We start from the raw sequence: 21008 nt of genomic DNA, 5'->3' as shown, positions 1-21008 counted from the left end.
TTTTTCGACGCGGCCGGAAAACAGACCGATACGGGAAGGTGCCGTGGGAATCTTCGGACGCAGACGACCGGAGCGCGAGCTCATTTCCGGACTCGATCACCATTACGTGCGGTTGGCCGATCCGGGCCTGCCGGAGGACGAACCCATCCAGATGATCTACACGGCCATCGCCGACACCGGCCTGTCCGAACTCGTCTTCGGCCCGGGCACCGCCGCGGCGTGCTACGCGGCATTGGCGGCAGTGGCTCCCGTGTTCGCTACGACGGTCACCAAGACCGGAGTGTTCGGATCGTTTCCGCACCAATACGACATTCTCTGGTACGCCCTGGAAGGTCCGCTCGGTTCCGCGATCGTCGTGAGCTTCGGACCGGAGAGCGACGACGACTTCCGCCGCCTGTCCATCGACGGACCACTGAGCCGCACCGCCTTGCGGCCTCCGTTTCGCTGGGGGTCCGTGCTGGGTCTCGGAGCCTCCGTTCCCAGCGGATTCGCCGAGGTCTTCCCGACCGCGAGCCTGCGACCGCTGTCGACCCTGCCGGGCCTCGAGCATTTGTGATCGCCCCGAATGAACCCGCGGAAGTCGCGCGGCACCGGTCCGGCCTTCCGAAATGAGCTTGCGGATACGCTGTGCCGGTGCCAATTTCCTTCGACGCCAGGGACATGCAGCAGGTCGACAACGCAACCTGGCGGGATCCGCGGACCGGTGACATGGTGAACGTGTCGTATTTCGACCTCGCCCCGGATCTGCCCGCACCGTTGGAGGACCTCACGACCCTGCGCCGTCGCCTGACCGAGAGAAGCGCGCAGAACGGCTGCCTGATCGAGGCTTTCGTGGTGTGGCTCGACGCGCAGCCCGCGCTGTTGCGCATGGAGAAGCTGCCTCTGCCGAATCAGCCCCAAGGCCTGGTGTTCGCCGCCTCCGTGATCGTGCCGAAGGCCAGCAGCAGCGCGGTCCTGCAGATCCTCTGCCCCGAGACCGGCACCACGGGTATGCGCGAGGCCCTGCTCGCTACCAAGATCGGTGTCGACCACATGTTCCCGCCGCATCCCTATGCGCCCGAAGTGCAGGGACGGCTGCCGTACAACGCGGCCGACGACATCGGATGGGACGCGGAGTTTCCCGATCATCCGCTCAGTCGTGCCCGTCGCTGGATCGCGCACACCGTCCCGACCGCCCGGCTCGCGCCGGAATTCGCGGCGCTTCCCCCGTTCGTCGGCTGACACGGCGGGCCGACAGCGGATCGACTGCTCCCGAACGCCATAGCGGCACGGACGCCCCGGCACATGCCATGCCCGAGATTCCGCGCGCTGCTCGACGCTGATCGCCTGCGCTCGCTCACATCTGCGCCGCGCGGCTGCGTGCGTACGCGAGAACCTGCTCTGCATATGCCGAGGTGTCCGCGTCCATGCAGCACGCCCGGAATCGGTCGTACGCATCCTCCAGTTGCGGCCCCGCCCCACGCTCGGCGAGCAGGACGACGATCGCCTCCCAGGTTCCGATCACCGGGTCCGGCACGGTCATCAGTTCTTCGAGGTACCGGCCGGGCTCCAGCAGCCGCAGCGCACGGCGTGCGTAGGCGTGCACCCGCCGGGGCAGCTCGGCGCGGATGACGTCGACGTCTGCCCGCAGAGCCCGGCCCGCCTGCGCCGGATCGACCCGCAGAGACCACAATTCGGTCAGATCTTCCGGCAGCCCATGGTCGTCGATCAGCCCCGGTCCGGTCGCCTGTTCGAGCGGCACGAACGGCAGCCCCCGCTGCGCGTTGCGCCAATTGCAGAACTCCCACCAAGCGGTGGGCGTAGCGCTCATGGTCAACCCGAACTTCAGCTCCTGCTGCCCGTCGATCCAGGTACGCACTGTCCGGGCCCGGCCGACACAAGCCACACCACCCGGGACGACCCGCACCCACAGGGACTCCGAGCCGTCGAAGCCATAGGGTTGCAGCAACTTCCGCGCATCGCGGGTCAGTCGGCGCAGCGCCGAGTCCGGTCCGACCATGCCAGCAGATTAGCGGTACGCACCGACATGAACGAAACAGCAACCGGCTCAGCATGTTCCGGCCGCGAGGTCGGCCCCTGCGGCGTGATCACCTCCGCACCTCTCCCCTGTCCACCGCCTCGGGGGCTCGTCAGCGCGGGATGTCCGAGGTGATAGCTGGGCGGAGCGCGCCACGCTCCCCGGGCCGTCCGAAGGAAGCGCGGCGGTGGAAGTCGAGCCCCGCCGCCGCGCTCGATGCGCTCAGTCGTTCATCTGATGTGGCGAATGCAGGTTACTGCCCGGGCCAGCACTGCGGCGGCGGGTCACGTCGCGGTCGCGGCGGGCAGGCAGCACCGGCCTGGGCCTGGCGATCGCCGCGGCCGTGGTGAAGGCGCACGGTGGTGACATCTCGGTGGCCAGCGAACCAGGCCGCACCGAATTCACCGTGTGCTTGCCGGTGCACAGGAGCGATCGCATCGGCCGGTCGCCGCGTGCACGGGCGGGCAGTGGGACTATTCCGGCGGCGTCGAGCGATCCGGCCACTGAGGTGGGCTCCGAAGCGGGCGCAGGTACGGCTACAGAAGACGTCCGAGCGTTCCGCGACCGGCGGCAGCCGCTTCGACGCGAGCACCCACCGGAAGCATTTCCTACGCTGTGACTCGGGCCGGCTCGGTGTCCCGGATTTCGATCGGCTCGCTCGTGCTCATCTGCGCGGGCGGACGCACTCGGTGCAGAGCGGCGTATCCGGCGCTCGCGAGGACCAAGGCGACGAATACGCCGAGGTTGCTGCTGCCCAGGCTGCCCGCGCGGGCGGCTGGCGTGAACAGGTAGCCCAGCAGCGGACCGATGTGCGGATCCGGGGAAGTGACCAGGCCGAGCCCGACGAGGGTGGCGACGATCAGGCAGCCGACCCCGGCGCGGTTCACTTTTCCGTAGCCACCGACCGGGCTGTACAGGGCCGTCCGGTCATAGCCGATGCGGCGACGCTGCCACAGGTCGACCACGAAAATTCCGGTCCATGCGGCCATCACGACACCGGTCGTGGTCAGGAACGCTTGGAAGGGGGCGAAAAAGCCGGGCGCGGCGAAGGCCACATAGCCACCGGCAGCCGCGATCAGGACGGCGTCGATGAGGACTGTGTAGTGCCGAGGGATACGGACGCCCACCGTTTGCAGCGCCAGTCCGGACGAGTAGAGGCCGATGATGGAGCCCGACACGAAGCCGACCAGCGCGAGGATCAGGTAGGGCACCAGAAACCAGGTCGGCAGATGGGCCGACAGCGCACTGATCGGGTCGGTCGCGGCCAGTTCGGCGACGCCGGGATCGCCTGCCGCCAGGACCGTCCCGAAACCCATCAGAACAAGCGCCGGTGCGGTGCCGCCGAAGGTGACCCACCCCACCAGCGCGCGTTTGTCGGCGTCCCGGGGCAGATAGCGGGTGTAGTCGGCGGCGCAGTTGACCCAGCTCAAACCCAGTGCGTTGGCGACCAGCATCACCCCGCCCACGAACGCGCCCACGCTGACCTGGCCGTGGGTCGCGAAGGAGATCCTGGGCAGCGTCAGCACGACGTACACCACCGACAGCGCGGTGAACGCGAGGGCGAACCACTTCTGGATCCGCAATATCACATGGCAGCCGTAGACGCCGATCACCGTGGTCACCACGATGACGGTGAGCAGGGTGACGACCATGAGCGGTCCGGTGTCCATCTCCGGGTCGAGCCGGTGCGCCACGGTGCGAGCGGCAAGGGTCGCCAGGACCGCGGAGAAGGTTTCCCACCCCACCAAAGCGAGATAGCTCAGCAGCGCCGGGATCTTGTTGCCATGAAAGCCGAACGCCGCGCGGCCGGCCACCATGGTCGCCGCCCCACCCTGTTGTCCGGCCAACGACACCATGGCGAGCAGCAGAAACGACAGCACCGCACCCACCGCGGCGGCGAGCACCGCGATGTGCCAGTCGAGGCCGAGTGCGGTGACATACGGACCGAACGAGACCAAGACCAGATTGCAGCTCGTGCCTGCCCACGGCCAGAACAGCGCACGCGGCTTACCTCGACGTTCCTCCTCGGCGACCCATTCGGCGCCTTTGCGCTCGAAGGACCAGTCCGAGGGCTTCGCTGAACTCACAGCCATGGGGAATCCATTCGTCGACCACGGTGGCTCAACGGGACGGACATACCATCGCACACCCTGTTATCGAGCCGTTATCCAATGGCTCATTGTATGGGACAAGAGAATTCGGGGTAACCATAGTTGACAGGACAAGCAGGACGCCGAGAATGCGCCTCGGGCATGCACGAGCTCGGTGCCAGCAACAATGCGGGCCCACATGGGCTGCTCACCAGAGGCGATGCCCTCAGACAGACCAGGACTGTCGCGAGCTTTAGAACCGCTGTACATAGAGCCACTATCCAATGGCACATTGAATATCGTCAGCAACTGCGGGCGGCCAGCGCCCGCGGCTCAGATCAGAACTTCTTCACCATCCGTGGTCTGACCGGCGTGGAGCTGCGGTCAGCGCTTACGGCCAGGGTTCGGAGGGGCGGACGATGTCGAAGGCCAACCCGCTGGATCCTTCGCCGCCGCCGGGATTCTTCTCCCGCCGCACCCAGGAATGCCACGATCCGTCGAACCAGCGCGACAACACGTTCCGGCGCGTGACCACGGCGGCATCACGCGGAATCTCCTCCTCGTGCACCCACTCCCCCGGGCGCAACAACTGTCCGCGGGGTGTGGAATCGAAACCGGGCTGCAGGAGTGGTACCAGCGCGAAACGGATCTCGGCCGGCCCGATCGCGTGCGGGACCAGCGGCAACCAGAAGTCCGGGACGATGGTTTGGACCGCGTACGAGCCGAATTCGCTGGGCGGCGAGGCTTCCGGCGCCCCGCGCAGCCAGCGTTCGCGCCGGTCGACCCGCACGCCGCGATCGTCGGTGTAGTACCGCTCGACCGCCCAGGCCATATTGGCCATCTCGTCGCGCAACAGCGCCACCGTCTCCAGGGGTTCACCGACCACACCACGTTCGGAGGGCATGACAAGGAGGCCGTCCTCGGTGCCGGACACGGTGAACAGATTCCACCCGGCGTCTCTCGTTCCCGCTCGGGGTATTTCGTGTTTCCCACCGAAGGAGTCGCAGACCACCAACCGGTCCAGCACGGTGAGCGAGCCCGCGGGAACCTCGAGCGGAAGCTGGAACCAGTCGTTGCCGTAGACCTCGGCGAAGCCGATCAGCAACAGCCGCCCGGTGTCCAGGGTCTCGACCTCGGTGGAGCCGAAATCTATCTGAGCGTCCTCCATCTCCCAGAATCGGTCGGCCGGGACCCCGCCGTAACGCACCGTCGTGGGGAGGGCCTCGCGCTGGAAGCCGCGCAGCGTCGCCTGCGGGCCGCCGGGTCCCGGCGGCGCGGCGACCGCGGTCGGATCGAGGTCGACGGTGAACCAGTCGAGGCCGTCGCCGAGATATTCTTCGGCGTGGAATACCTTGTCGCCGATACTCAAGTCGACGCGGTGTTCGAACCGGTGCGGGTCGAAGGCGTCGGGAAGATCGGCGGGGAACAAGCTCTTCCACCAGTTCAGCCACTCTTTCCGCACGGCATCCAGTCCCGGAACGCTCGGCCCGGCGGCGATCCGGTCCGCATCCGGCACCTTGGCGGCCAGGAGTGTCACCAGATCGGTGGCGCCGGTGGGCGGATCCGGAAACGCGTAAGCGGCCAGCGCATCCGCGGTACGCGAACCGAGCCCGTGTTCGTGGAGGAGCCGGAGGAACTGCGCCCCGCCCTCGAGCCGTTGCAGCTGATCCGGCTTCGCCAGGTCCTCGGATTCCACCATTTCGTCCAGCGGACCGGACCGGGGGTCATAGGCGCGCCATGTCCGGTCGGGTTCGAGTTCCCCCTGCCTGCCCGCAGGCCGCCACGCCGAAATGATCGTGCTGTGACCTGTCAGTTCCACCAGCACAGGCGATCCCGCGTCCTGGCCGGTGAATTCACCGAACTGCCACTGCCTGGTCAGCGCCCAAGCCGGATCGTGCACGCGGGCGCTGAGGCCGGTGGCCACCTCGCGGCTGCGGGACACCGGCTCGAGGCGGTAGCGGTCGTCGAGCCGGAACTTGGGGTTGCCGAGAATGTCGGTCATTCGTCGTGCCATGGTTCACTCCTCCGCGAGTTCACGCCAGAACCGGCCCACCACGACGCCGTGCTCACTGCCGTGCCCGTCGACCCGCACCGCCGGGACGACGTCGTCCAGCAGCGGCAGGTCCGCCAGATCGACCGCGCGCAACTTGGCCAGTTCGAGACTGTCGCGCACCACCATCGCCAAGCCGTCCGCGGTCCAGCCGCGCTCGGGATCAGGTGGCACGGCCAGCAGGATGGCCTGCGGCGCCTTGGCATCCGGCCGATCGAAGTGAAACGACAGGCCGGTCAGCTCGGATTCCACCGGCACCGGGTGGGGGCCGGTCTTGGTCTCGGCCAGTGCGTCCGAACCGGGCAGCACCTCGACCCACTCGTCGAAGACCAAACCGGCCGAAGGAGTGCCCGCGGGCAGCGCGAACGGGATATGGCACACCAGATGCTGCCGGGTGGACGGTCGGTCGAGCGCCGGGAAGGCCGCGCCGATCCAGCGTCCGCCTGCGGGTGTCTGCACGGCCGACAACGACGCAGGCCGCCCGGCACGCACGCCCGCGATCAGCAGTGTTTCATGCCACGTTCGGGCGCCGGGGCGGACGGCAGCGAATCGACGGACCCAGTCGGCGACAGCCGCGCCGGTGGCGGCGGGCGCGGGCAGTGCGACCCCGGGCAACTCCGCGGTGAGCGGGACGGTCGTGCCGAGGAAGTCGGCGAGCAGGCGGGTCACCGCGCCGAGCCAGCCCTGGCTGGTGGCGTCGGCGGCCAGCTTCGGCAATTGCTCCGGGACATCGCCCTCGATACCCAATGCGAGCCGCTGGGCCGGGGTCTTCACCTCGTCGAGGAAAGCCTTCACCCGGCTGCGCACCTTTTCCACATCGGGCGCGGGAGCACGGACCTGGTCGCCGAGCACATGTCGCGGCAGCAGAGCCGAAGCGCCGTTGAGCAACCGATTGATCCGTTCGGCGACGGCATGCAGTTCGGCGAAATCGCCGTCGAATTCCGCGGTCGCCCCGGGCATACCGTGCCGGGCGGACACGATCGCGGTGATCCGGCGCTGCCCGCCGACGACCACATCGAACACCAGACCGAGGGCGCCGAGTCCGAGGGTGGCGGCATCGGCCGAGAACCGCTCGCTGCGACCGTCTTTCCGCACCGTACCTGTCAGTCGCCAGTTCGCGGCGGGGCCGAGCAGGCCGGCCACCCACGCCTCGACACGCGGTTCCAGGCGGGAGAAGGCGTCGGCTCCCCACCCGGGAGGGCGTGGCGGGTCCGGCGGCAGCACGGTGGCGAGCCGATGCGTGATCGCTCGCCCGCGATGCGGTGTGCGCAGCACGTCGAAGCGGTCCGGGACGTCCTCGCCGCGACCGAGGCTGTCGGCGGCGATACCCGCCCGCACTGGGTTACCACCGACCAGGTGATGCACGCTCTCGGCCAGCAGGAGATCGCCGACAGCATCAAGGGACTCGATCAGATCATCGAGCATCGGCGCCACGGCGCGAGGCAGGTCGGCCAGCGGCGGCACATCGTTGTTGCCGAACGGATAGCCTTGCTCGGCCAGCAGAGCGAAGACCGCCTGTGCGCCGTGCCGGCGTGCCAGCGCCATACCGTCCACCACATTGGCGGCGGCGATCGACTCGGAGCTGCGCTCCCACAGACCGGTCGGATCGTCGGCGTCGACGGGCTCGGGGACGACCGGCGCCGGGAAAACCTTCCGGAAGGCAGGTTTCACCATGTCCAGACCAGCGTCGTGCAGTGCGCGCTCGAATCGGTAGCCCAGCAATACGCCGAGGTTCTGCCCGCGTCGCACCCCGCCGAGCAGCCAGCGAGCGGTACGGGCCCGGCGCGAGCTCAGGTCGACGGCGAGCGTCGAATCGCCCTCGTGCGAGAGGAATCCGGACCGTAGTACGGCCGCCGTGGCGGCATGGTGCATGGACGGCGCGTGAATGTAGCCGTCGGATTCGCGGACCGTGCCCGGCCGCAGATTCTCCACCCAACCGTAGCCGCCGAGCCGGATCCCCTGGGCGCCCGCGGCCCTTGTGCGCTGCAGCCTTTGCGTCGCCAGCGACGTTATCCACGCATCCAGCCGGTGCGAGGCGAGGTCCAGGGTCTCCAACAGCAGCGGCAGGAAGTCCTCGGCCGCCACCTCGGTCAGCGCTTCGAGCCCGGCGAGGACCCGGCCCGCGGCGGGCAGTCCGCGGCGGCCGAAATCCAGGATGGAGTCGAGCTCGTCCTGCGGGGTATCCGGTGCCATGATCAGCTGACCGATCAGCCGATCGACCGTAGCCGGTATCGCCAGGGCGAGATCGAGCGTCTCCGGTTCCGCGCCCCCGGCGATTTCCTGTCCTACTGCGACCAGCCACGGCAGGAAGTCGACCGCCGATCCGCTCTCGTCGCTGAAGCCGACATCACCGAATATGGTGTTGGGGCGATCCGGGGAAACGCCGGCGATGGTGATCGGCCATCGCGAGGTGAACTCCTCGTGCGTCAGATCGCCGGTGAGGACGCCGACAGCGTCGCGGAACCGGTCGCGACTGTGCGCGAACAGTTCTCGGTATTTCGCCCGATTCGGGACCAGCCGCTGCGCGACCAGGTCATAGTTCGCGGGCGCGGTGTCGGAGACCCAGGCCAGATTGCTGACATCTTCGGTCGGAGTGGCCCAGCGCAGGCCCGACAGAATTCCGCCCACGGCCACGGCGGGGCCTGGTGAGCGCAGGCTGAGTTTGTCGAATTTCTCCCGGCCGCCCGTGGTGGAGAGAACGCGACGGATCAGCAAGTCGTTGGATACCGGGATGCGCGAGAGTATTCCGGCCGCGACGCGGTCCGCCGGTACGCCGTCGGTCACCCGGGGAATCCAGCCGGACAGCAGCGCGCCGCGCCAATGATGCCGCAACCGCAGGAGCCAGGGCAGCAGGTGGGCGGCCGCATCCTCGGGCCCGTCGGGCACCCATTCGTCGAGGGTCGACACCGGCAATACGCCGTAGGGCTGCCTGCCGACCCGGATGGTCGGCAACGGCCCGCGCCCGCGGACGCAGTCGATCAGGTGGTCTCGAATGGTGAGCCAGGCACGCAGCCCCGGCGTCATGTCCTGACCGTCCATCAGATCCTGATCCCTGATCAATTCCCGCGCGAGGCCCCACCAGGCGAACAGCGACAGCGCACCGGCAGCCGCGTCACCGATCCCGTCCGCGCCGTCGCATTCGGTGAGGAATCCGGCGTCGGGAAGTCCGAGGGCGCGGGCCAGCCGATCGGCGTCCGGCGGATTCGGCTCCGCCTCACCGGGCCGGGCCGGGATGAACAGCACCTGACCGTCTTCGATGACGTTCGGGTCGCGAATTTTATTGGCGTTCGCGATGATCGGGAACAACCTACCGTCACCGTAGAAGCGTTGCGCAAGGCCGAAGAGAGTGTCGGAGGACTGGACCACGTGGAAACGCCGCGCGATATCGGGTTCGCGCGGGGGCGTCGGCCCCGGTGGGCGTCCGCTCGGCTGCGCCGACCACGACGTGCGGGTCTGTGGGGTGTTGTTGGTCGGGGTACCGGTCGTCAGGAAAGCGAGGCCGTCGGAGAAGGCGTGCCCGTGCAGATTCGCCCGCAGCCGGTCGGCCGCCGCCTCGGGCCCACGCTGGCTGACCCCGACCACGAACAACTCGTCGAGGTGGTCGACGTCCTCGGGCAGGGTGAGCACGGCACCCATGCCCTGCCGGACCGCCTCATCGAAATCCACTGCCCAGGAAGCATGTTCGCGGTCGGGAGCCGCCTCGTCGGCCGCCAGGAAGCCGAGCGTCAGCGGGTCCGGGATCTCGGCCCCGATTCGGTCGACCACGACCAGGCCACCGACCAGGCCGAGGAAACGCCAGCGCGTCGGCAACGTACCGACCTCGGGCATGCGCCGCTTACCCGGGGCGCGCATCGTGGGGGCCGGTGCACCCGGCCGCGCCGCCCGAGTCACCCATGCCGCCCGGACCGGGTTGACCGTAGCCAGGAGTTCCTTCCAGGCGATCTCGCCCGGGTGCTTCCAATAGTCGCGCGCCGCTTTCACTTCGTCCGGGGTGAGTGCCGGGTCGAAGCTCTCGATATGGAGATCGTCCGGATAGACGCGGACTTTGATGCTCCGGCCGTCGGCGGCCCATTTCGTCTCCAGGCGCACCGGAAGCAGGGCGATGGGCTCGGCACTGTGGGTGCCGAACAGCGGTTCCCCGGAATCCAGGACTGCCGCGAGGTGATCGGTGGCTTCGGTCAGACGGTCGCGCAGCTGATCGAGTTCGGCGCGGCGCGCGGCTTGCGCCCGCTCCACCGAATCCAGGATCGATTGGGGCGTATTGCCGTGCGGGATGTCCACCGGGTGGCTCGCGGCCCAGCGGCGAACCCGGCCCAGTTCGAATTCCTTGTCGTCGGCCGATGCCAGCTTGTTGTCGTGCTGGAGCCGGATCATGTCGATGGTGCGGCGCAACATGAACGGACTGTCGTCGTGGACCGGGGGACCTTCGCCGAAATCCGGGATGATCAACACCTGGCCGGGGAAGATGAGGTCCGGATCCCGGATGCCATTGGCCGCCGCGATGATCGGGAACAGCTCGCCTTTGCCGTAGAACCGCCGGGCCACGTTGAACAGGTTGTCGTTTCTGACCACGACGTATGTGCGGTTGAACGGCGGGATGATCAGCTTCTGCCCCACCTGGAGACGAGTCGGATCGGTGATGTGGTTGGCGGCGGCGATGACCGGAAACAGCTTTCCGTTGCCGTAGAACCGCTGCGCGAGGCCGAACAGGGTGTCCCCCGTTCGGACGGTGTGGATGCGAACCATCGACGGGATCGTCGTTCCCCCGCCCGCCATGAGCTCCGGGATCACCAGTAGCCGGCCGACGCGGATTCGGCCGGCATCGGCGATGCCGTTGGCGGCCGCGAGTATCGGAAACAGGCCGCCGTCACCGTAGAAGCGCCGCGCCAGGTCGAACAGCGTGTCTCCGGCCACCACGGTATGGGTACGGGATATCTCCGGTACGACGAGCACCTGACCGGCGGTGATGCGATTCGGGTCGACGATGCCGTTCGCCGCGGCGAGCACCGGGAACCGCTCACCGTTGCCATAGAAACGCTGCGCCAGACGGAAGAGAGTTTCCCCGGCGACGACGGTATGTGTCCGTGTCATGGCTGACTCCTGCTACTGCGGCGGAAGCATCATCTCGGGCGAGAACGCCAGCTGGAACGCGCGTTGGAAGGCGATCCGGGCGAAATCGCCCGAGTCGGCGCCCGGCCAGGTGGGCGGGTCCGGCCTGCTCGGCGATCCGACCACACCACCCGTACGGACCGCGACGAATCCCCTCGCGTCCAGCGGCACTCGATCCCATCCGAGGTCGGACCAGGTTTCGAACTCCGGTCGCGTCGTCGGGTCGAATCCGAATTGGGTGCCGCGCATCGGCTCGCGGACCACGAACATCCACTCCTCGGTCCGCACCTGCTGCGGCTTCAGGTCGAAGCAGAACAGGCTGGTGCGCTCGTCGAAGGGAAGCACGAAACGCGGATGGCGCCATTGCACCTGCGGACTTTCCACCCGCCGATCGACCGACTTGGCCGCGAGCACCACGGTGCCCGGATAACGTCGCAGCACCTCGCCGCGGACCAGCAGCACCAGCAGGTCGCTCAGCGCGGGCGCGTGTTCGCCCAGCGCCACCTCGGGTTCCCAGAGTGCGATCTCGCCGTACTGAGGCTGCGCACCACCTGGCGGCCAGAACCGCGAGAACGGCGTGCCCGCTTCGTCGGTCGGGTATTCGCGCCAGCGCAACTCGCGATTGAACTCCTGATTCAACCCGACGAGCAGCGATTCCACGAACGGCGAGTTGACCTGCAGCAGGGTGGCGCTGTTGTCCGGGAAGGCGGTGATGCCCGGAACCGCCCACTCCGGCCACCGTTCCAAAATTTCCGCGGCGATCGGAAACCCGAACTCGGGATGAGCCATGATCGGGCGCAGTGGGCGGGTGTCGGCGCCTGTGCGGCCGGGCAGTGCGGTGGTGCCGATCAGCCCCGCGACACGCGGCAACTGCTGCTTCATCGGAACCATAGCGGTGCGCACGCTGCCGGCGAACACGTCGATGCCCATCGCGACGCGGAATTCGACGGCTTTCGGCGCGGTGAGCGCTTCCGCGCTGATCGAACGGCGCAGTTTGCGCAGCAGCATCGGGCGCGGCACCGGCGCGGCCGTGCCCGTCATCGACGCCGACATGGTCGCGCCGACAGCGGCCAGTTCCGCCACTGGGGCGCCGCCTGTGAAAGCGCCGCGCACGGCGAAGGATTCCTGTTGCACGCCGAGCAGTGCGACCATCGTCTGCGCCGCGAACAGCGACGCGGGGTCGGTGACGACCTCGGCCGCGGCCATCGGTCCACTGTCCGCCGCGGCGGTGGCGGCCAGCCACAATGCGGGTTTGGCGGGCACGACCTCGGCGCCGCCGACCGAGATCGTCAGCATCGAGCCGGTCGCCATGGTCGACGTCTCGGTGCCCGCCACGCGGGCACAGCGCCGCGCCAGGCCACCGCGGGGGCGGGTGAGCCGGAGGAACCCGGCCGATTCGATGCCGCGCGGAGCCGCCGATTCGGTGAGCGCCTCACGCATCGATCGGGCGGCGGGAACCGGTACCTTCGCACTCATCGGGTCCGAGAGGCCGGTGAGCGCCGCGGCCGCCATGGTGGCGACGTGTTTGCTCTGGGCGCTCTCACCGCTCTGTTCGGCCAGTTCGGTGGCGGCGAGCAACCGGTTCGCCGCGTTCACCGCGCCGACCTGTTCCCATGCCCGCGCCATCAGGAATTCCTGCTCCAGCTGGACAAAGCGCGCGCCGATGGCGGCGGCCACTCGATGCCGCACCTGGGTGTTCAGCGATTGCTGCCAGCCGGTGGCCGGTATGCGTTCGGTACCGGCGTGATTGCCGCCGTACAGCGGTGGCGCCACGGCCGCGGGGCCTTGGTCCGGCGGTCGCCCCAACTGTTCGCGACGGGCCGCGGGGGCGTTGACGCGATCGGTGATGTGCCCGACGAACGTTTCCTGACTCGGCTGGTGGGTCCAGGTCTCCTTCGGCGTCGCCGGTCCCGGCAGGCGGAGCGCACCCGAAACCCGGACCATGACCTCAGTGGGGGTGCCCGAGGGCGGAACCTCGTGCGGCCATGGCTTGCGCACATCCACCAGGCGGGATCCCAAGCCGGCGCTTTCCGCGACGATCGGATTGATCTTGCGGGCCAGCGTTTCGAACTGACCGCCGTCGCCGACCCCGAAGGTCCACCAGTCGTACACCGGCAGGGGAATCACTCCGGTTTGTCCCGGTGTCCACGCGGGCTGCGCGCCGTTCGCCGGTATGTCCTTGTTCAACCCGGCCGCGACGCCCGCCGTGGTGGTCGGCACGACGCAGGCGATCCAGTCGCCCTCGGAGAGTTTGCGCGGGCAGATCACGCGGGAGACCACGGTATCCAGTCCGGTGCGAACGTCCTGTTTCACGGCGTCGTGCGGCGGTCCGTCACCTTCCACCCGTGCCTCGACGTGCACCCAGGACGCGGCCTCGGCGAGATTCGGTCGGGCGGCGGCGGGCACGTCGATGACCGGCAGCGGATCGCCCGGGCGCACCTCACCTTCCCCCGCGCGCAGGACCAGCAGCGTCAGCCACGGCATTCGCACAGCGGCAGGCGTGCTGAACAACCATGGCAGGGCAGCGTCGGAGAACTCGATCAGCGCGAGATAGTCCGCGACGGCGTCCGACCGGCCCGGTGGCGGTTCGCGACGCACGACCATCGACGGTTCGAAGCCGAGGGTGTCGCCGGGCCCGAGCATGTGCAAGGGGGGCCCGGTCAACGTGTGAGGGGTTCCGTGTCCGTCCACCGTCTGGATCAGATCGACCTTCGGCTCGAAGGTCGGCCGCGCTTTCGTCACCGATTTCGCGGCTGCGGCCGCACCGATCGTGACCGAGGACAGGAACCAGCGGCGAGTCATCGCTTCATCACCACCTTCGGGGTGATCTTGTCCATGGAGCGCTGCGCCAAGCGCCAGCGGTCCACTCGTTCGGCGGCGCGCACCGGCCGGGCGAACAGTTCTGCTCGATAGGCCGCGCGCAGTAGGAGAAAGACGCGAATGTTCCCAGGGGGGTTCGGGAACCACCCGTCCTGGACTTTGTAACCGATCTCGTAGCTGTCGTTCATCAGATGTGCGCCACCCAATTCGGGCTCGGTGTCGGAGAATTCGAAACCACCGGTCAGCTCCTCGAACGCGGGCCTGGCCAGCTGTTCGTCGTTCGTCATCGCGAAGTACTCGCCGGGCACGAATCGTTTGGGCACCGGATCGCCCCTGGGGGAAGTCGCACCTCCGAAATGGGCATTCTCGATCGTCCAGGTTTGCTCTGGAACCGTCAGTCGGTGGAATCGGTTGAACGTTGTCCCGATCGGCACCACCGTTTGGGCGAAGCGCAGCGTCGAATCGGCGTGCACCACAACGCCTTGTGCCAGCTCCCGCGCGGCCGCGCCGGTGAAGCGGATGCCCGCCCGCTCGCTCGCGGGTCGGGCCACCGTCCAGGCATCGTGCCGGGCTACCGCCTCGGCCAACAGGGCCGGGATGTCCTCGGTCGATCGCACCGGCAGGGCCGGATCGCCCCAGCGAACATCGAAATCGAGAGAAACATCCCAGAACAGCACCTCGATGCTGCCCCTGCCGAAGGCGTGCCACGGAGCAGGGCCTTCCAGCGTGAAGTCCAGGCCGATGCCCGCGAGACGCTCACCGAACGCGAGCACGGCGACGCTGGCGTGGACGGAGGCGCTGAAGGCCAGCGTCGGCTCCCAGACGAACAGAGCGTCCACCCCGAGCGAGCCCTCCAGCCCGCATTCGGCGATAGTCGCGTCCAAATGCAGATCGGCGCCGAACTGCACCGAGTTGGAAGTCAGCGCGAGATAGGATTCGGCGCGCAGGCCGATGACGCCGCCACCGAGATCCATCGACAGGCGTTGCAGCTGCGGGACGCCGGGCGGCCGGGTGTACTTCGGGTGGAAACCGCCCGCCGACAACACGATCACCGACTGGTCGTCGCCCCGGAACAGTGCGTAGACCTCACCGGCCACCGGCATACCGACGATCCACGATCCGGCCAGTGACACCGTGAACTCGACCAAGGGCACTCCGGGAACGATGCGCCCGAACACACTGCCCTGCAGGCGGATCAAGGGCGCCGCCGGATCGGGCAGCGCGATCAACGCCCGGCCGAGGATGAGCACCTGCCCGGGCCCGGGCAACTCCATGATCACCGCAACGGCCACGCTGACCAGGCGCCCGCCCCAGGTGATCCGCAGCATCGGCCCGACCAGGAAACGACCACGGGCGACCGGGAAGACGCTCTCCAGCGCGCCGACGATCTCACCGGACCGCGCCATCGCGTTGCCGGGGAACAAGATCCGGTCCACGTTGCCGCCGCTGACGAGTTCGCGCAACTTGCCGGTGTCCGCGCGGCGGTGGATGCCGACCAGGCCACCCACCGCGTCGATCGCGAATCCGAATCCCAGTTGTATTCCAGGATAGGGAAATTCGGCACCCAGCAAGACGAGCAGGGACAGCGGCTTGCCGCCCGCGGGCAGCTGCAACAGCCCGAAGGCCTGCACTTGGACCAGACCGAGGTCCACATCGATGCCGCCCGCGTAGGCGTCACCGGGTCGCTGCTGGAAGAAGCCGCCGCCGGACACCGGGCCCAGCAGGAGCGCGATCCCCATACCGCTGGGCGAGGCGGGCAGCACATCGGTATCCGCGGCGAACCGGTCCGGCAGCAGCATCGGGACGCCGACGCCGAGTCCATCCAGGGTCGCGCTGAGCGGCAGGCCGGGCGGCTTGGCCACCAGCGAGACCGTCGGTCTCAGCTCCAGCCGGTCGCCCTGCATACCCAATTCGACGGCGAAGCCGCGCAGCGAGACGCCGGGCAGTGCCAGGTTCACCTTCTTCTCGACGCGGACGCCGCCGTCGACGAAACGCAAACCTGTGTCGCGGCTCAGCGTGAGCGCCAAATCGGTCGGCGTCGTGGCTGATCGGGCGTCCCCGCCGAGGAAGCCAGCAAGAGCGGCGGGCAGCACCCTGGCCACAAAACCCAGGATCTTGATGTCGACATGCGCCGCGACTGCGGTCGACACGTCCATCACCGCCTCGATGCGTCCGGTCGACACACCGGGACCGCCCGCCCCCACCGTGAGATCTGTCTTTCCGATCTTGATATGGGCCTCGCCACCCGGTGTCACCGCGGTGGCGCCGGGTGCGAACGACGCGGTCCATGCACCGGTTGTCCGAAGCTTCACCCGCAGATCGAATTCCGGGGCGAGCACCGTATGGTCCAGTGCCGCATTCGGAGTGACGACCAGATCGACCACCGGCCCGGGGGACACGGCCAGCACCGCCCGCGACCCGTTCTTGGCCAGCACGAATGCGATTCCACGGAGCGCGCCCGGAGCCCGCCGCCACCCGTGTGCCAGGATCGGCGCGCCCGCATCGGTGGGATTGCCCAGCAGATCGTGCGCCCATTTCAACAAGCTTTCCTGCCGCGGCAGGTCCGCCAGCGGCTCGAGCAGTCTGCCCTTCAACGCCGGTTCGGTCTCCCCCGGCAGTTCGGGCAGTGCGTTCACCGCGTTCGCCACCGACGCCGCCGACCGATCCGCCAACCCCCACAGGAGGCCCGCTACCCGGGCCAACAACTCCTTCGGGTCCACGGTTTCCTCCTAGCTATTCCCATAGATCTAGCTGAAACGCTGGTAGAACATGTCGACGGTAGATCCGCGCAGTAATAGGCACATGCGTAGCCAACTACCCGACTCCGTGGCAGCGCTCGAGCCCGGCCGTCGGCCGCCGTCGAAGGCTTCGTGGACCACGGTTGCGGCACCCCTTCGAAGTCGATGCGTCGCCGGTGCCCTCGGCATGAGCGCGGCCCGTCGCGATCGGCAGGTTCGGCGCGACGTCTGCTCGCCGGAACCGATGGCCCGGGAGGAGCCTGCGTCAAGCGCTCCGGCGAGGTGGCTCCACGCGCGATCGGCTCGTCCCTCTCCCTAGCGGCCGGATCGCCGGTACAAGGAAATATGGTCCGCAGGTCGGCCGAACGCGAGTAATGGATTACTCGGATCGCCGGTCCGCCGTGCGGCCGGGACCGTTTCGCCCACCGACGCCGGGGAATTCCGGCCGCATGGGTATCACCGTCGCCGTCACCGGGCCTACCGGCGAGATCGGCATCTCCGCCGTCACCGCACTGGAACACGACCCGGCCGTGGACCGGATCGTCGGAATGGCCCGTCGGCCGTTCGACCCCGCCGCGCACGGCTGGACGAAGACCGAATACCGGCGCGGCGACATCCTCGACCGCGCCGCCGTGGACGCCCTCGTCGGCGATGCCGACGTGGTGATCCACTTGGCGTTCGTGATCATGGGCTCGCGGGAGGAGAGCGCACGCGTGAACCTCGTTGGCACCCGCAACGTCTTCGAGGCGACGGTAGCCGCCGAGCGGGTCCGCCGCCTCGTCTACACGTCCTCGGTCGCCGCCTACGGCTACCACCCGGAGAATCCGTCCCCCATCACCGAGGACGTCCCGCCCGATGGCTCGACCGAGCACTACTACTCCGAGCAGAAGGCCGCGTGCGAGGCGGCGCTCGCCAGGATCACCGCGGGCTCCGATCTCGAGGTGTTCGTGCTGCGGCCGTGCATCGTGGCCGGCCCGAAGGCGCCGGCCCTGCACGACCTGCCGTGGGAGAGGATTCCCGGCCCGCTGCGCACACTGGCCCGGTCCAATCCCCTGTTCAAGCCGCTGGTTCCCGATCCCGGCCACCCGCTGCAACTCGTCCACCACGACGACGTGGCCGCGGCCATCGCGCTGGCCGCCACCGCGGATGCGCCCCCCGGCGCCTACAACATCGCCGGCGACGGCACGCTCACCCTGTCCGACGTGGTGTCCGCACTCGGCGGCAGACCGGTACGTGTCCCCGCGATCGCCGCCACCGCCGCCTCGGCGGCCCTCGCCCGCCTCCCTTTCGTGCCGGCGACCCTCGAGTGGGTGCACATCGTCCGCACACCCGTCGTCATGGACACCAGCCGCGCGAAGCGGCATCTCGGCTGGAAACCGGCCCATACTTCCGCTGAGACCCTCGCCGCGCTCGCCGCCACCCGCTGAACTCGCCGCCCGAACCCCACCGTGGCCGGGCCGCGCCTGGACCGAACCAGAGCACATCGACCCACCGCCGACGCCGCGCGTCGTGTGCTTCGGCCATCGCCCGCATGCGCCGGCACGCGAGTGCGAGAAAGCGATGCGCGGCCGCACGAGCCCAGGGCGTTCGCCGCATCGACGTGATTCACTCACCGCTGGGCGGGTAGTTCGATAGTGCACGGATCCCCGGACCACAGATTCCGGCGCAACCACCAGAAGCCGATCTTTCGCCGGCACGGTGCTGCGAGTGGCAAGGATCCGGTCGCACGGTGAGGACGGCGGATTGTGACTGAGCTGGGCGAGGGTGTGTATCGCATCGTCAACGTCGGTACCGGTCATGTGCTGGCGCTCGACAGCGGCGACCAGGTCAGAGTCGTAGGCGAACCGGGTGTCGAGGACGGCTGGCAGCACTGGTTGTTGTCGAGCGCGCCGGAATTCGGCGAGGGAATCTGGTTCATCGCCAACGGCCGCACCGGCACGCGGCTCGGACTCGACAGCCTGGTGTGTGAAGGCGCGCATGTCGAATGCAGCGGGACCCCGCTGGGATGGCAGATCATGACCGACGACGCACACCCCGACTGTTACCGCATCGCCGTCTGGCCTGCGAGTGAATTCGTCCTCGCGCTCCCCGCGCACGACATCGGGACCGAACAGATCGGGTTGACTCGCTACGCATCCACCAGCAGCACCCAGCAATGGCAGTTCCACCGCCCATGACGCGGTGCGCGCGATTCACCCGGCGGGCACGGCCACGAATCGGCGGTTCCGTTCGGCCTACGTCGATCGGTTCCGGCTATGCGCCTGCGCTCCGCGCCTGTCGGGCACGCCCGCGCGAAAGAATGCACTCCAACGATCCCGGTGCAACTGCCGACGGGAAGGCCCGGCTCAGACTCGGCTGAGGAGGTGGTGCTTACGCACCTCCGGCAGCGACAGGGTCTTGTAGCCGACTTCCTCGAACAGCACGATGATGCGATCGGCCTCGGTGGACATGACCATTCCGTCACCCCACTCACGGTGTCGCACAGTGGTGTTCGCGGAGAACTCCGCGACGCCTGGTGGGCGGCGGGCGGCGGTCCCCGCGGTGCAGGTGTCACAGTTGCCGCACGGGTCGAGTAACTGTTCACCGAAGTAGCCGAGGAGGTGTTGTCGCCTGCAGCCGGTCGTTTCGGCGTAGCCGCGCATCATCTCGATGCGCGAGCGGGTCAGTTCCTCGTATGCCCGCGCGGCGTCCGACGCCTGCTCGACCGCCCGGCGGGGAGTCCGGCCGGAATCGAACTGAAGGCGACCGGCTTCCGTGGTGGTGATCGCGCCGACCTGTTCGAGCAGGTTGATCGCCCGCGTACGCCGCGCGGGGGCGGCGTCGACCTCGAGCTGAGCCGGTCGAACGGGCCGGCCATGCCGATACAGGGCGTGGACGACCTCGGCGATGGCGTCCTCCGGGACCGCTCGCGCGGTGAGGAACTTCTGCAGGCTCAGATCCTCGGGACGGTAGAACAACCGGATCTGCGCGCACTCGCCGTCCCGCCCGGCCCGGCCGATCTGCTGGTAGTAGGAGTCCAGCGAATCCGGAGCCGACGCGTGCACGACGAAACGGACGTCGGGCTTGTCGATGCCCATCCCGAAGGCGGAGGTGGCCACCACCACGTCGATCTCGCCGGAAAGGAAGTGCTGATGCACCTCGTCGCGGACGGCGGCCTTCATGCCCGCGTGGTAGGCCGCCGCCCGGATACCGGCCGCCGCTGATTCTCCGGCGTAGAACTCACTGTCCTTGCGGCTGGCCACGTACACGAGCCCAGGGCCGGTGGCGGGGTCGGCGGCCAGGGATCGGATACCGGCGATGACTGCGTCACGCTTCTCGGAGTCGGCGGTGTATCGGTCGGCGGCCAGGTACAGGTTGGGCCGATCGAAACTGGCGACGACCTCGCGATGGTCGCGCATGCCCAACCGGGTCACGATCTCGTGGCGGACCGGTGGTGCGGCCGTCGCCGTCAAGGCGATCACCCTCGGATGCCGGAGTCGGTCGATCACCGGGGCCAGCCGCAAGTAGTCCGGCCGGAAGTCGTGCCCCCACCCCGACACACAATGCGCCTCGTCCACCACGAACAGCGAAACCCGCAGACCGGCGAGCTCGTCGACCAGATCATCGTTGGCCAGTTGTTCCGGCGACAGGAAGATGTATTCGGCTGTGCCGCGGCGCAGGGCAGCCCAGGCGGCTCGGCGCTCGCTTCTGCTCTGGGTGGAATTCAACGCGACCGCATCCGGGGCCCGGCTGTCGCCGATGCTCTCGATCTGATCGTGCTGCAACGCGATGAGCGGCGACACCACCACGGCGGGACCGTCCAGCAGCAACGCGGGCACCTGATAGATCGCCGACTTACCCGCACCGGTCGGCAGCACGACCAGCACGTCCCTACCGGCCATGATGTGCTCCATAGCCGTCAACTGCTCGTCGCGCAGGTGCGCCCAGCCGAATTTCTCGGCGGCCAGACTTCGCAGTCGACTGTCGTAGGCGGACGAGGTCGTCATCGATGGGGGCATACCACCATCAGCGCGGCGAAAACGCCGACCGGATCGCGTTCGCCCGTAGCCTGCCCGGCGTCCCGGACGACGACCGCGCCGAGTTCCTGTTCACGCTGACCGGCCGGGAAGCCGGATCGGTGCACGCCCGGCATACCGTGCACCGCGCGACTGGGACACTCCAGGTGGCGATCGGCGCCGAGACGC

12 protein-coding genes and 1 pseudogene are annotated in these 21008 nt (G+C 68.5%); 5 read left to right on the top strand and 8 right to left on the bottom strand.

What is annotated here, in order from left to right:
• Positions 1 to 43 precede the first annotated feature (43 nt).
• Both NNI01S_RS21715 and NNI01S_RS21710 read left to right on the top strand, forming a co-directional pair.
• The gene (locus tag NNI01S_RS21715; RefSeq protein ID WP_063021966.1) at positions 44 to 556 is read left to right on the top strand and encodes a hypothetical protein; all 513 of its coding nucleotides are present in this window, start codon (positions 44 to 46) and stop codon (positions 554 to 556) included.
• Between the two features lie 77 nt (positions 557 to 633).
• Positions 634 to 1221 carry a hypothetical protein gene (locus NNI01S_RS21710; RefSeq protein WP_245676320.1) on the top strand — a complete coding sequence of 196 codons (588 nt, stop codon included), beginning with the start codon at positions 634 to 636 and terminating at the stop codon, positions 1219 to 1221.
• A gap of 115 nt (positions 1222 to 1336) precedes the next feature.
• On the opposite strand, the gene NNI01S_RS21705 is transcribed toward NNI01S_RS21710, so the two are convergent.
• The gene (locus tag NNI01S_RS21705) at positions 1337 to 1999 is read right to left on the bottom strand and encodes a hypothetical protein (RefSeq protein ID WP_063021964.1); all 663 of its coding nucleotides are present in this window, start codon (positions 1997 to 1999) and stop codon (positions 1337 to 1339) included.
• Positions 2000 to 2303: 304 nt separating this feature from the next.
• Here NNI01S_RS21705 and NNI01S_RS36135 point away from each other — a divergent pair.
• Positions 2304 to 2453 (top strand): annotated as a pseudogene (locus NNI01S_RS36135) (ATP-binding protein); the annotation flags it as partial.
• A gap of 172 nt (positions 2454 to 2625) precedes the next feature.
• Here the strand turns inward: NNI01S_RS36135 and NNI01S_RS21695 are convergent.
• The 5 genes from NNI01S_RS21695 to NNI01S_RS21675 all read right to left on the bottom strand — a co-directional run bounded on the left by NNI01S_RS21695 (position 2626) and on the right by NNI01S_RS21675 (position 16806).
• A complete protein-coding gene (locus NNI01S_RS21695; RefSeq protein WP_063021962.1) occupies positions 2626 to 4110 on the bottom strand; it encodes a purine-cytosine permease family protein in 1485 nt (494 codons plus the stop codon).
• Between the two features lie 388 nt (positions 4111 to 4498).
• Positions 4499 to 6121 carry a hypothetical protein gene (locus tag NNI01S_RS21690; protein ID WP_157114906.1) on the bottom strand — a complete coding sequence of 541 codons (1623 nt, stop codon included), beginning with the start codon at positions 6119 to 6121 and terminating at the stop codon, positions 4499 to 4501.
• A 3-nt stretch (positions 6122 to 6124) separates the two neighbouring features.
• Positions 6125 to 11248: a LysM peptidoglycan-binding domain-containing protein gene (locus tag NNI01S_RS35730; RefSeq protein WP_063917604.1), complete on the bottom strand. Its 5124-nt coding sequence runs from the start codon at positions 11246 to 11248 to the stop codon at positions 6125 to 6127.
• Positions 11249 to 11260: 12 nt separating this feature from the next.
• Positions 11261 to 14068 carry a hypothetical protein gene (locus tag NNI01S_RS21680; RefSeq protein ID WP_063021960.1) on the bottom strand — a complete coding sequence of 936 codons (2808 nt, stop codon included), beginning with the start codon at positions 14066 to 14068 and terminating at the stop codon, positions 11261 to 11263.
• Positions 14065 to 16806, bottom strand: a complete 2742-nt coding sequence (locus NNI01S_RS21675; protein ID WP_157114905.1) for a DUF6603 domain-containing protein — start codon at positions 16804 to 16806, stop codon at positions 14065 to 14067. Before NNI01S_RS21675 ends, NNI01S_RS21680 begins: the two co-directional genes overlap by 4 nt.
• A 467-nt stretch (positions 16807 to 17273) precedes the next feature.
• Here NNI01S_RS21675 and NNI01S_RS21670 point away from each other — a divergent pair, with 467 nt between their 5' ends.
• A complete protein-coding gene (locus NNI01S_RS21670) occupies positions 17274 to 18251 on the top strand; it encodes an NAD-dependent epimerase/dehydratase family protein (protein WP_063021958.1) in 978 nt (325 codons plus the stop codon).
• 318 nt (positions 18252 to 18569) lie between these two features.
• A complete protein-coding gene (locus NNI01S_RS21665; protein ID WP_063021957.1) occupies positions 18570 to 19001 on the top strand; it encodes an RICIN domain-containing protein in 432 nt (143 codons plus the stop codon).
• Between the two features lie 168 nt (positions 19002 to 19169).
• On the opposite strand, the gene NNI01S_RS21660 is transcribed toward NNI01S_RS21665, so the two are convergent.
• Both NNI01S_RS21660 and NNI01S_RS21655 read right to left on the bottom strand, forming a co-directional pair.
• A complete protein-coding gene (locus NNI01S_RS21660) occupies positions 19170 to 20810 on the bottom strand; it encodes a RecQ family ATP-dependent DNA helicase (RefSeq protein WP_063021956.1) in 1641 nt (546 codons plus the stop codon).
• Entirely contained in the window at positions 20807 to 20956 is a 150-nt protein-coding gene (locus NNI01S_RS21655; protein WP_157114903.1) for a hypothetical protein, read from the bottom strand. Before NNI01S_RS21655 ends, NNI01S_RS21660 begins: the two co-directional genes overlap by 4 nt.
• Positions 20957 to 21008 lie beyond the last annotated feature (52 nt).

The sequence above is a fragment of the Nocardia niwae NBRC 108934 = DSM 45340 genome (assembly GCF_001613465.1).
GTDB classification, from domain to species: Bacteria; Actinomycetota; Actinomycetes; order Mycobacteriales; family Mycobacteriaceae; genus Nocardia; species Nocardia niwae.
The sequence above is the reverse complement of the archived record's forward strand: the minus strand, read 5'-3'. Positions and strand labels throughout refer to the sequence as shown.

Bases quoted from the DNA above. Each gene is read 5' to 3' on its own strand.
- NNI01S_RS21705 (WP_063021964.1), bottom strand. From the start codon at position 1,999: ATGGTCGGACCGGACTCGGCGCTGCGCCGACTGACCCGCGATGCGCGG.
- NNI01S_RS21695 (WP_063021962.1), bottom strand. From the start codon at position 4,110: ATGGCTGTGAGTTCAGCGAAGCCCTCGGACTGGTCCTTCGAGCGCAAA.
- NNI01S_RS21660 (WP_063021956.1), bottom strand. From the start codon at position 20,810: ATGACGACCTCGTCCGCCTACGACAGTCGACTGCGAAGTCTGGCCGCC.
- NNI01S_RS21670 (WP_063021958.1), top strand. From the start codon at position 17,274: ATGGGTATCACCGTCGCCGTCACCGGGCCTACCGGCGAGATCGGCATC.
- NNI01S_RS35730 (WP_063917604.1), bottom strand. From the start codon at position 11,248: ATGACACGGACACATACCGTCGTCGCCGGGGAAACTCTCTTCCGTCTG.
- NNI01S_RS21680 (WP_063021960.1), bottom strand. From the start codon at position 14,068: ATGACTCGCCGCTGGTTCCTGTCCTCGGTCACGATCGGTGCGGCCGCA.
- NNI01S_RS21690 (WP_157114906.1), bottom strand. From the start codon at position 6,121: ATGGCACGACGAATGACCGACATTCTCGGCAACCCCAAGTTCCGGCTC.
- NNI01S_RS21655 (WP_157114903.1), bottom strand. From the start codon at position 20,956: ATGCCGGGCGTGCACCGATCCGGCTTCCCGGCCGGTCAGCGTGAACAG.